General features: G+C 58.3%; 9 protein-coding genes. 7 read left to right on the forward strand and 2 right to left on the reverse strand.

Annotated elements, in window-relative coordinates:
- Positions 1-421 precede the first annotated feature (421 nt).
- Complete coding sequence (locus JWR14_RS19850) at positions 422-1,633, reverse strand: M20 aminoacylase family protein (RefSeq protein ID WP_299710107.1); 1,212 nt, start codon at positions 1,631-1,633, stop codon at positions 422-424.
- A 167-nt stretch (positions 1,634-1,800) separates the two neighbouring features.
- Between JWR14_RS19850 and JWR14_RS19855 the strand changes: the two genes are divergently transcribed.
- Together JWR14_RS19855 and JWR14_RS19860 are read left to right on the forward strand one after the other, a co-directional pair.
- Positions 1,801-3,882, forward strand: a complete 2,082-nt coding sequence (locus JWR14_RS19855) for a molybdopterin oxidoreductase family protein (RefSeq protein ID WP_299710109.1) — start codon at positions 1,801-1,803, stop codon at positions 3,880-3,882.
- Positions 3,883-4,070: 188 nt separating this feature from the next.
- Complete coding sequence (locus tag JWR14_RS19860) at positions 4,071-5,744, forward strand: long-chain fatty acid--CoA ligase (protein WP_299710112.1); 1,674 nt, start codon at positions 4,071-4,073, stop codon at positions 5,742-5,744.
- 168 nt (positions 5,745-5,912) lie between these two features.
- On the opposite strand, the gene JWR14_RS19865 is transcribed toward JWR14_RS19860, so the two are convergent.
- Positions 5,913-7,070 (reverse strand): porin, encoded by a 1,158-nt coding sequence (locus tag JWR14_RS19865; RefSeq protein WP_299710113.1) that lies wholly within the window; start codon positions 7,068-7,070, stop codon positions 5,913-5,915.
- 315 nt (positions 7,071-7,385) lie between these two features.
- On the opposite strand from JWR14_RS19865, the gene coq7 reads away from it, so the two are divergent.
- The 5 genes from coq7 to JWR14_RS19890 all read left to right on the forward strand — a co-directional run.
- On the forward strand, positions 7,386-8,045 hold the full coding sequence (gene coq7 / locus JWR14_RS19870) for a 2-polyprenyl-3-methyl-6-methoxy-1,4-benzoquinone monooxygenase (protein WP_299710115.1): 660 nt from the start codon (positions 7,386-7,388) through the stop codon (positions 8,043-8,045).
- Positions 8,046-8,441: 396 nt separating this feature from the next.
- Positions 8,442-8,870 carry a division/cell wall cluster transcriptional repressor MraZ gene (gene mraZ / locus JWR14_RS19875; RefSeq protein WP_097265458.1) on the forward strand — a complete coding sequence of 143 codons (429 nt, stop codon included), beginning with the start codon at positions 8,442-8,444 and terminating at the stop codon, positions 8,868-8,870.
- Between the two features lie 28 nt (positions 8,871-8,898).
- A complete protein-coding gene (rsmH, locus tag JWR14_RS19880; protein WP_299710119.1) occupies positions 8,899-9,861 on the forward strand; it encodes a 16S rRNA (cytosine(1402)-N(4))-methyltransferase RsmH in 963 nt (320 codons plus the stop codon).
- On the forward strand, positions 9,858-10,202 hold the full coding sequence (gene ftsL / locus JWR14_RS19885; protein WP_299710121.1) for a cell division protein FtsL: 345 nt from the start codon (positions 9,858-9,860) through the stop codon (positions 10,200-10,202). The genes rsmH and ftsL overlap by 4 nt, the downstream gene beginning before the upstream one ends.
- The coding region (locus JWR14_RS19890) for a penicillin-binding protein 2 (RefSeq protein WP_299710123.1) at positions 10,199-11,414 on the forward strand (1,216 nt) is incomplete at its 3' end. The genes ftsL and JWR14_RS19890, both read left to right, overlap by 4 nt.

Below are 11,414 nucleotides of genomic sequence, written 5' to 3' on the forward strand. Positions count from 1 at the left end.
CGACTACACGCCAATTATAGTGCGGATACCCGTGTGAAAGTAGGTAATCGTCAGGCTCCTCATTCGCTGCAGTCCATCGCAGCTTCGACAAAACCCCACCCCTAAAAGGTGGGGTTTTTGCGTTTCGGGCTCCACCCTTCAAAACCCCGTTATAAAGAATCACAGTCCTCCATCAAAGGGCATCGCCGCAGGCGAGGGCAGCGCGGTGGCACGTGCATGCACGCTGCCTATTTCGCGGCGCTCCAGGGCGATAAAAAAGAAGCAAACTCAATTGAGCGGCTCTCAATCTCGCGGCGCAAACGCCCATCAATGCGTATCCTCGGGATATTGACTCAACAGCTGAAACACAGCCCATCGCCACAAAAAAATGCGCCCGCTTCAACAGAGCGGACGCATCGACATTAAACGCGGTTTAACTCATTCAACGCGTAGCTTGATCCCCTCCGGCAGCCAAGAACTTTTCCGCGAGCCGAACCCAATACGTCGACCCAACGGATAACAGCGCATCGTTGAAATCGTAGCTTGCGTTGTGAAGCGTGCAAGGCCCTAATCCATGCCCAGTGTCGCGATGCGACCCTTCGCCATTCCCTAAGAATGCATAGCAACCTGGCTTCGCTAGAAGCATGAAAGCAAAGTCTTCGGCGCCCATCGTTGGTTCGACGGTGGCGTTGACGTTTTCCTTGCCGACTACCTCCGCCATCACCGACGCCGCGAAGCGCGTCTGCTCAGCGTCGTTAATCGTGGGCGGATAGTTCCGATGAAAGTCGATGGAAACTTCGCACTCGTACGCCGCCGCGGTCGCCTTCGCAATCGTCCGCATCCGGCGCTCGATCAGATCAAGTGTCTCGACGGTAAATGTTCGCACCGTGCCGCCGAGCCAAGCATCATCGGGGACCACATTCGACGTGTCTCCAGCATGGATCTGGGTGATCGAAAGGACGGCGGTGTCGATGGGTTTCTTACTACGCGTGATAATCCCTTGCAGCCCATTGGCGATCTGAACCGCCGTGAAAACCGGGTCGCGTCCATTGTGCGGTAAAGCTGCGTGTGAGCCGACGCCCTTGATATTGATGCGAAATTCATTGCTCGATGCCATGATCGGACCTGGCGTGACCCCGAAGTAGCCTGCGGGGATGCCCGGCCAGTTGTGGATGCCGAACACGGCATCGACGGGAAATTGTTCAAACAGCCCATCCTCGATCATCGCCTTGGCGCCGGCGCCACCTTCCTCGGCCGGCTGAAAGATGAACACGATCGTGCCATCGAACTTGCCGTGCTTAGCCAGATGTTTCGCCGCGCCCAGCAACATGGCGGTATGGCCGTCGTGTCCGCACGCGTGCATGCGGCCTTCGTTCTGTGACCGGTGCCCGAACGTGTTGATTTCCGCGATCGGCAAGGCATCCATGTCGGCACGCAAGCCCACGCATCGACTACTCGAACCGCGTTTCAACACCCCGACTACGCCCGTCTTCCCCATGCCACGATGAACTTCCAGGCCCCATCGTTCGAGATTTTCGGCAACGAGCTTTGCCGTACCGACTTCTTCGTAGCGCAACTCGGGATGCGCGTGGATCGTTCGTCGCAGCGCTTTGATTTCCTCATGCGACGCTTCGATTTCTGGAATCAGATTCATAAACTGCCCTCTGTCTTAAAAAATGACGTTGCGCGTGCTTTCGTCCGCGTCGATTGCACCATTCTACGCCCGCGATTATTTATCGAGATGCGAGACGGCGAGGTCGGTCAACCGTAATAAAATCTTCTTATCTGTTCGCTTTTTGCACATTCCCACCGGATATCCGCATGAACGCTCCCACCGAATTCGCCCGCGCTGTTTGTCCACACGATTGTCCCGACACCTGTGCGATGCGCGTCACTGTGAAGGACGGCCGCGCGATCAAGGTGACCGGCGATCCCGATCATCCGCCCACCCAAGGCGTGCTTTGCACGAAGGTGTCGCGCTATGCGGAACGAACTCACCATCGGGATCGATTGCTCACGCCGATGCGTCGCGTCGGTGCGAAGGGAGAGGGCCGTTTCGAAGCGGTGAGCTGGGAGGAAGCGCTGGCATTCGCGGCTGTGCACCTGAATGAGATCGCGGCCCGTGCACCTGAAGGCATCTTGCCTTACAGCTACGCCGGCACGATGGGCCTGGTTCAAGGCGAAAGCATCGCCGCACGCTTCTTCAATGTGCTCGGCGCGTCGCGCCTGGACCGCACCATTTGCGCTGCTGCCGGCGCGGCGGGCTTGCGCTACACGTATGGCGGAAGTCTCGGTATGCATACCGAATATTTCGAGGAAAGCGAGCTGATCCTGATTTGGGGATCGAATTCGATTGCATCGAATCTGCACTTCTGGACGCGCGCGCAGGAAGCCAAGCGCCGAGGCGCACGGTTGATTGCCATCGATCCATACCGCTCGCTCACGGCTGAAAAATGTCATCAGCACATTGCGTTGAAACCGGGCACGGACGGCGCCCTGGCGCTCGGCATGATGAACGTGATCATCGGCGAAGGGCTGATCGATCAGGATTACATCGATGCCTACACGCTCGGCTTCGATCAACTCAAGGCCCGCGCTGACGCTTATCCGCCGGCGCGTGTTGCGCAAATATGCGGGATCGAAGAGCAGGTTGTAATCGATCTCGCGCGGGCTTTCGGATCGACTAGAAAAGCGTCAATACGTCTCAACTACGGTATGCAGCGCGTGCGAGGCGGTGGCAATGCGGTTCGTGCGATCGCGTGTCTGCCTTCGCTCACGGGTGCGTGGCGTGAGCGGTCGGGGGGCTTGCTGCTGTCGTCGTCGAATTGGGCGCCGGTCGATGTCAACGCGCTCGAACGGCCGGACCTGCTGCCGGGGTGGCCGTCGAAACTGCCGCGAATGGTGAACATGAATGCTATCGGCGACGCGTTGCTGCACGCTGGCGACGCCAGCTTCGGCCCGAAAGTTGAGGCGCTGATCGTCTACAACTCGAACCCGGTCGCGGTCGCACCAGATTCGGCGAAGGTCGCAGCGGGGTTCGCGCGCGAGGATCTGTTCACTATCGTGCTCGAGCATTTCCAGACCGACACCGCCGACTACGCCGACCTCATCTTGCCGGCGACTACGCAGCTAGAGCATCTCGATGCCCACAAGTCATACGGCCACACGCACGTGATGGCGAACTTGCCGGCCATCGCTCCGGTTGGCGAGTCGAGGCCGAACACGGAGATTTTCCGCGGCTTGGCCAGGGCGATGGGGCTGACGCATCCGGCGCTATTCGAAAGCGATGAAGAGCTGGCATCGAAGGCATTCCGCTGGGAGGATCCCGCCCTCGCCGGCGTGACCTGGGACACGCTGAAAACAAAGGGCTGGGCGCAACTCAAGCTGGCGGAGGCGCCGTTCGCCGAGGGCGGTTTCCACACGCCATCGGGGAAGTGCGAATTTTTCAGCGAGCGTTTGCAACGTGCCGGGCTTGAGCCTGTGCCGGATTACCTGCCGCCGTACGAATCGGCCGAGTACGCGCCGGCACTCGCCGCCCGTTATCCGCTCGCGATGATCTCGCCGCCCGCACGGAACTTCCTCAACAGCAGCTTCGTTAATGTGGAAAGCCTGCGCTCGACGGAAGGTGAACCGCATCTCGACATGCATCCCGCCGATGCCCAGGCCCGTCAGATCACCGAAGGTGAGTTGGTCCGCGTATTCAACGATCGCGGTTCGATGCAGGCACGCGTGCGCGTCACCGATCGCGCGCGTGAAGGCGTCGTGGTGGGTTTATCGGTATGGTGGAAGAAGCTGGCGCCGGATGGCTGCAACGCCAACCAGGTAACGAGCCAGGCGCTCACCGATCTCGGCGGGTCTGCGACATTTTATGACTGTCTCGTGGAGGTCGAGGCGGCTTATTGAATCGAGAAATGAGTCGAGAAATGAGTTGGGGAAAATTGCGTGGAAGCCAGCGAGCTTAAGGGGAAGCACGAACCGGTGAGATTGGAAGCTGGCGTCTAACCCGGTTGTCGGAATGCGATCGAGCGGCTACGATGCGCTACGGACTATTTTCGCACGACCATTCTAAAATCATACAAAGGAGACGCCGTATGGAAAAAATTTGGCTGAAGTCCTATCCGGCAGGCGTGCCCGAGGAAATCGATGAGACTCAGTACAATTCGCTTTCCGACCTGCTGGAAGAGAGTTTTCGCGAACATCGCAGCAAACGTGCGTTTGTCTGCATGGGCAAGGCGATCACCTATGGTGAGCTCGACACGCTGTCCAGCCGGCTAGCCGCGTGGCTCCAGTCGCGTGGGCTTGCGACCGGTGCGCGTGTCGCGATCATGATGCCGAACGTGTTGCAGTACCCGGTCGCGATCGCCGCCATTCTGCGCGCAGGTTATGTGGTTGTGAACGTGAATCCGCTCTATACGCCGCGTGAACTCGAGCATCAGTTGAGGGATTCCGGTGCCGAGGCAATCGTCGTGCTCGAAAACTTCGCGCATACCGTGCAGGCCGTCGTAAAAAACACCGCGATCAAGCACGTGGTGGTTGCGTCGATGGGCGACCTGATGGGCGCGAAAGGCGTGATCGTCAACTTCGTCGTGCGGCGTGTGAAGAAGTTGGTGCCGGCGTGGACGCTTCCGGGCCATGTGAGTTTCAACGCAGCCCTTCGGCAAGGTGCACGCGAAACGCTCAAACCCATCAAGCAAGGTCCCGACGACATTGCTTTTCTCCAGTACACCGGTGGCACAACGGGCGTAGCGAAGGGCGCGATGCTGTTGCATCGGAACCTGATTGCGAACGTCTTGCAGTCCGAAGTCTGGCTCGAACCTGGACGCAAGAACCGGCCGGACATCGATCAATTCGTGACCGTCGTGGCGCTGCCGCTTTATCACATCTTTGCACTGACCGTTTGCGGCTTCCTGACCATGCGCACGGGCGGAATGGGCATCCTGATTCCGAATCCACGCGATATCCCGGGCACGATCAAGGAGCTGAAGGGCTTTCAGATCAACACCTTTCCGGCCGTGAACACCCTGTACAACGCACTGCTGAACAATCCGGAATTCGCCAAACTCGATTTTTCCAAGCTGATCGCGGCGAACGGCGGTGGCATGGCCGTGCAGGAAGCCGTGGCGAGGCGATGGTTCGAGACAACGGGTTCGCCGATCATCGAAGGCTATGGGCTGTCCGAAACATCTCCCTGCGTGACGTGTAATCCCGTGACCGCTACCGAATACACCGGCACGATCGGCTTGCCGTTCCCCTCCACCGAACTCACCATCCGCGACGACGACAACAACGATATGCCGCTCGGTCAGCCTGGTGAGATTTGCATTCGCGGGCCACAGGTGATGGCGGGCTACTGGAACCGTCCCGATGAGACGGCAAAGGTGATGACCGCCGACGGCTTCTTCAAGTCGGGTGATGTCGGCATCATGGACGAACGCGGATACGTGAAGATCGTGGACCGCAAGAAGGACATGATCCTGGTGTCGGGCTTCAACGTGTATCCGAACGAGATCGAGGATGTGGTGGCAAAGCTTCCGGGTGTCTTCGAAGTGGCGGCGGTCGGCGTGAAGGATGCGACCTCGGGCGAAGCGGTCAAACTGTTTGTCGTTCGCCGCGATCCGCATTTGACTGAGGCCGATGTCATGGCCTTCTGTAAGGAGCGGTTAACGGGTTACAAGCGGCCACGCGTGATCGAGTTCCGGGCGGAGTTGCCCAAGAGTAACGTCGGCAAGATATTGCGCCGCGAGTTGCGCGACGGCAACGCCTGAGCAAAGTCCGGCCACCAAAGAGGGAAATAAAAAGCAGGCCTTCGCATCGCAAGATGCGGAGGCCTGCTTTCTTTGCGTGCGCCGAAGTCGGCTCGATCCAGTCCGGAATCGGCACAAAAAAAAGGCGCCCGGAGGCGCCTTTCAAGACAACTGTTTTATTACGACTTATTAGAACTTGTGACGGATGCCGACAACAGCAGCAACCTGGTTCGACGTCGATGACGCCGACAGGCCGTTGATGTTTGCAACAGCGGTCTTGCCGGTCGAATCCGTACCCGACGCGTGTTGATAGATGCCGTCGGCATACAGATCGGTCCGCTTGGACAGGAAGTAGTCCACACCAACGATGCCTTGGTGGTACTTCGCGTCGTTCACGCCGTAGCCCTTCGTGTAGTCGTATGCAGCGCCCAGCAACAGAGCCGGCGTCAGCTGATACTTGAAGTTCAGTTCGGCGTTGTGGAACTTGGCGCTGCCATTCAGGCCTTGCGGGTTCAGCCCCGTGCCTGGCGTCTGTCCGAGATCCTTGAACTGCGTGTTGCTGTACGTTGCGCCGACAGTTGCCGGACCGAACGTGTAAGCACCGCCAGCGGAGATCACTTGCTGCGTCTTAGCCGATGCATAGCCCGAGTAGACCGTCGAACCGGCCATGTTCGAAGTTGCGGCGTTCGACGTAGCGTTGTTGCCAAAGAACGAGAAGTTCGGGTTCTTGACGTTCAAGTAACCAGCGCCCAAAGTCAACGGACCTTGTGCATAGCCAACACCGCCCGAGAAAATCTGGTTGCGGTTGAATTGACCAGCAATACCGCCCAGGCTGTACAAGCCGCCGAACGTGATGCCGCTATAGTTCGCGCTCGTGTACTTGATCGAGTTGTTCACCCGATTCGAGTTGTTCATGTTGTCCAGGTCGCCCGGGTGAGCACCGTAGAACGACGCCCACTGGCTACCAACTTCCAGCGCGCCGGTGTAGTCCACCACGGAGTCGTACTGACGACCGAGGGTAACCGTACCGAACTGGCTCGACAGGCCAACGTAGGCTTGACGGCCGAATTCATCACCGCCTTGACCCAGCTTGCCGGAAAACGCGTTGAAACCGTTTTCCAACACGAACAGTGCCTTCAGGCCACCGCCCAGATCTTCCGTACCACGCAGGCCCCAACGATCGCCTTGCAGGTTACCGGCGCTCGTTTCATAGAGGTGATGGCCACCAACGTTGTTGGCGTAAGCAAGACCTGCATCGACAATACCGTACAGCGTTACGCTGCTCTGAGCATGCGCGGCACCCGCGAATGTACCCAGCGCAGCCAGAGCGAGAAGCGACTTTTTCATTGATGATCTCCAGAGTGTTGAAACTGTTTGGCAAGGTCACTGTTCTTAGCGCCAGTGTGTTGACGTCCCTGCCGGTACTTCAAAATTGAAGTTGAACGTAATGTAACAAAGAGGCTTTTAGCGACAAAGGAAAACGGCCCCTTCATTACGTGCGTGTGACGTTTACGCAACATGCGGTAAAATCGAGGTTTTCAGCCTATTTGCGACCCGTATTTGCCCTAATTACACGTTTGGAAGAGTGGGTAATTTGTTAGGTGGACGATCGGTCTCCGCCCGGTGCAAGATCGCTCAGGAGATCGAAACAGGAGTTATGAAATGACACTCGATGAACTGATCTCTGAGTTCGATCGTGGGCTGCGGTCGATGACCGGCGTATCCCGGATGTCGCGTCCCATACCAGAGGCGCCTCCGGTTCAGTTGGACAGCGCTGAGGCGCCAGCCGACGCAACGGATACCACGCTAAGCGTGGAAGAGAAGGCCCACTCGGCGGCGTTAATGCGTGTGAATCACGTGGGCGAGGTGTGCGCGCAGGCGCTGTATCAGGCGCAAAAACTCGCGACTAAATCGACCACCTTGAAGCGCGGCTTCGAGGACGCGGCGCGTGAGGAAGAAGACCATCTGGCGTGGACCATGCAGCGTTTGCGTGACCTCGACTCACGGCCCAGCTTGCTCAACCCCTTGTGGTACACGGGGTCCCTGGCGCTGGGGTTTATTGCCGGCAGATTTGGCGATCGCGTCAGCCTCGGGTTCATGGCGGAAACTGAACGTCAGGTAGAGAAGCACCTGAACAGCCATATGACGAGTCTGCCTGCGAACGACCACGCATCGCGGGCGATCGTGGAGCAAATGCGCACCGATGAAGCTGCGCATGCCGTCGCGGCCATCAACGCGGGTGGCGTCGAGTTGCCGTTTCCGGTGCGTGCGCTGATGCGCGCGACATCGAAGGTCATGACCCGCACGGCGTACTATATTTAATCAATCACGCATCTCGCCGAATCTGGCGGGATGCGCTCTCACTTCCCTCCGTTTTCTGCGTTCCATCTGACCCGTAATACCTCACGCGGGTCTTCATGAACAAAACCACCCCCAGTTTTCGTCTGTCATTTCACGTACTACCTTCACATTCGCCACTACGTCATTCATTCATAACGCTTTTCGAAATTTCAGCCTACTTTAGCGGTCTGCGCTAAGTCATTGTTCTAACAAACAAATTTAGTCAAAAAACGCCAGATCGTATTGACCGGCGAAATGCCTTCCTCTACAGTGGGAAATGGTGTGAGAAAGTGTATTTTTGTGTGATTCGAAGCGCACTTTCAGGCATATTCCAACAAAGTTGTGACGCGCCGCTGTGGCGCGAAGAGGAGAGGGCGAGTGTTCCAAGGGGCTTCGGCGCTGTCGCTCGATGCGAAAGGACGGATGTCCGTCCCGTCTCGCTATCGGGAAGCGCTGCAAGGACAGGCAGAAGGCCGGGTTACGCTCACCAAGAGCCCGGATGGATGCCTGTTGCTGTTTCCTCGCCCTGAGTGGGAAATCTTTCGCTCGAAAATCGCTGCACTCCCTATGGACGCAATCTGGGTTCGCCGGATTTATCTCGGCAACGCCATGGATGTCGAGCTCGATAGCGCTGGACGGGTATTGGTATCGCCAGAATTACGCGCGGCGGCATCGTTGACTAAAGAAGTGACGCTGCTCGGCATGGGTAATTACCTGGAAGTGTGGGACGCGGTGACTTACACCGAGAAGGAAAAAGCGGCAATGGCGCAAGGCATGCCCGACGCGCTGAAGAATTTTACGTTTTGACGCGGCGCTAAAGAACATGGCCCCTGCGATGAAAAACGAATTGCAGCATCGCACGGTGCTGCTGGATGAGGCGGTAGATGCGCTCGTCACGCGTGTGGACGGTACTTATATAGATGGAACGTTTGGACGCGGCGGCCATAGCCGTCTGATCCTGACGAAGCTGGCGGAAGCGGGGCGCCTGATCGCCTTCGACAAAGATCCGTTGGCTATTTCTACAGCAGCGCAGATTCAGGATTCAAGATTTTCCATAGTGCATGAAAGTTTCGCCTCGTTAGCCGATGCCGCTGCCGAGCGAGGAGTAGGAAAAGTGTCGGGCGTGTTGCTGGATCTGGGGGTGTCGTCGCCACAAGTGGACGATCCGGATCGCGGCTTCAGCTTCAGGGCCGATGGCCCGCTCGACATGCGGATGGACCCGAGCCGTGGCGAATCTGCCGCGGAATGGCTGGCGCGGGCAACGGTGCAGGAACTGACGGAGGTGATTAAAGATTATGGGGAAGAACGGTTTGCTTTTCAGATTGCAAAGGCGCTTGTTGCTCGCCGGGCAGAGTCCGATCGTCTTGGGCCTCTCGTCACCACGGGCGAGCTTGCCCAAATCGTGGGTCATGTCGTCAAAACCCGTGAGAAGGGTAAGGATCCGGCAACCCGCACCTTTCAGGCTATACGGATTCACATCAATCAAGAGCTTGCGGAGCTGCAAGTAGTTCTGGACGCAGCATTGACGTTGTTGGAGCAAGGGGGGCGCCTCGTCGTGATCAGCTTTCATTCGCTCGAGGACCGGATCGTCAAACGTTTCATGCAGGCCCACGCAAGCGGGCCTGCGATCGACCGCCGCTTGCCGATTCGTGCCGCCGATCTGCCTAGTCCGCCGCTCAAGCTGATTGGTCGTGTCTTTGCGTCTGACGCCGAAGTCGCAGCGAACCCGCGTGCGCGTTCCGCTGTCATGCGGATTGCCGAGCGGGTTACTGCCCAGACTACCGAGACGGCGCCATGAACCGTCTCAACATCTTCTTGCTGATCGTCGTCCTCGGCTGCGCGCTGTCGGCGGTGAGCGCCTCGAACAAACAAAGGCAGATTTTCATCAATGTGCAAAGGGCGCAGTCGGAAGAGCGTCAATTGCAGCAGGATTTTTCGCAGCTTCAATATCAGCAGAGCGCGTTGTCGAAAACTTCGCGTATCGAGCAGTTGGCAACTACGTCCCTGAAAATGCTGCCCGTCACCACGGGCCGCACGCAATATCTGAACTATGACCCGGCGACGTCGAAGGCCACGGACGCGCCGTTGCCTGCGCCCGTTCCGGCGTCGGCTCCTCCCGCACGCGGGGTGAAACGATGAAACCGTCGCCAAAGAAGAACAAGGGCGTCGCCTTCACGCCCAATCCCATTCTCTCGGTGCGCCTCCCCATGTGGCGCTCGAAGCTCGTTGTGTTCATGTTGTTCATGGCGTTCGTCGCGCTTGCGGGGCGCGCGTTCTGGATCCAGGGTCCGGGCAACGCGTTCTTCAAGAAGCAGGGTGAAAGCCGCTATCAGCGCACGCTCGAAATGCCGGCCACGCGCGGCCAGATCAAGGACCGCAACGGCCTCGTGCTCGCGACCAGTTTGCCGGTGAAGGCGATCTGGGCAATCCCCGAAGCCGTTCCCGACGATCTCGGCGCCGATAAGCTCGGCCAGCTCGCCACGCTGCTCGATATGTCGCCGAAGGAATTGCGCGCGAAGCTCTCCATGGACAAGACCTTTGTCTATGTGAAGCGCCAGGTGCCCGTTGAAGTCGCGCAAAAAGTCGCGGCCCTCGATATTCCCGGCATTTATTCACGTGGTGAATACAAGCGCTTTTATCCGGAAGGCGAGATCACCGCGCATCTGATTGGCTTTACTAATATAGAAGACAAGGGTCAGGAAGGCGTCGAACTCGGCGATCAAGGCGTTCTTGCCGGTACGCCGGGGATGCGTCGCGTGATCAAGGACCGGATGGGGCATATCGTCGAGGACGTGGACGAGCAAGTCGTGCCGCATAACGGCGACGACGTGGAATTGTCAATCGACAGCAAGATCCAGTACATCGCGTACACGAACCTGAAAGCCGCCGTGGAGAAGTTCAAGGCGAAGGCGGGCGCAGCAATCGTGATCGACGTGAAGACCGGCGAAGTGCTCGCGCTCGTCAATTACCCGACCTACAACCCGAACGACCGCTCACGCATGACCGGCGAGCAGTTGCGCAACCGGATCATGACCGACACGTTCGAGCCAGGCTCGATCATGAAGCCGTTCACGATTTCGCTCGCCCTCGATTTGCATCGCGTCACGCCGAACACGCTCGTGGATACCGGCAACGGTTCATTCGTGCTCGACGGCGCGCGTATCACCGACGACTCTGGGTTCGGCGTTCTGACCGTGGGCGGCGTGATCCAGAAGTCGAGCAACATTGGAGCCACCAAGATCGCGATGCAGTTGAGACCCGAAGAGATGTGGAACATGTATACGAGCATCGGGCTCGGGCAGGCGCCAAAGGTCGGTTTCCCGGGCGCGGTGTCGGGTCGGCTGCGGCCGT

It is taken from the genome of Caballeronia sp., assembly GCF_028292365.1.
Classification (GTDB): Bacteria; Pseudomonadota; Gammaproteobacteria; order Burkholderiales; family Burkholderiaceae; genus Caballeronia.

What these genes read in the sequence shown, in the direction of transcription:
- coq7 (WP_299710115.1), top strand. Translation starts at nt 7,386, where the DNA reads ATGACACTCGATGAACTGATCTCTGAGTTCGATCGTGGGCTGCGGTCG.
- JWR14_RS19850 (WP_299710107.1), bottom strand. Translation starts at nt 1,633, where the DNA reads ATGAATCTGATTCCAGAAATCGAAGCGTCGCATGAGGAAATCAAAGCG.
- rsmH (WP_299710119.1), top strand. Translation starts at nt 8,899, where the DNA reads ATGAAAAACGAATTGCAGCATCGCACGGTGCTGCTGGATGAGGCGGTA.
- JWR14_RS19865 (WP_299710113.1), bottom strand. Translation starts at nt 7,070, where the DNA reads ATGAAAAAGTCGCTTCTCGCTCTGGCTGCGCTGGGTACATTCGCGGGT.
- JWR14_RS19855 (WP_299710109.1), top strand. Translation starts at nt 1,801, where the DNA reads ATGAACGCTCCCACCGAATTCGCCCGCGCTGTTTGTCCACACGATTGT.
- ftsL (WP_299710121.1), top strand. Translation starts at nt 9,858, where the DNA reads ATGAACCGTCTCAACATCTTCTTGCTGATCGTCGTCCTCGGCTGCGCG.
- JWR14_RS19860 (WP_299710112.1), top strand. Translation starts at nt 4,071, where the DNA reads ATGGAAAAAATTTGGCTGAAGTCCTATCCGGCAGGCGTGCCCGAGGAA.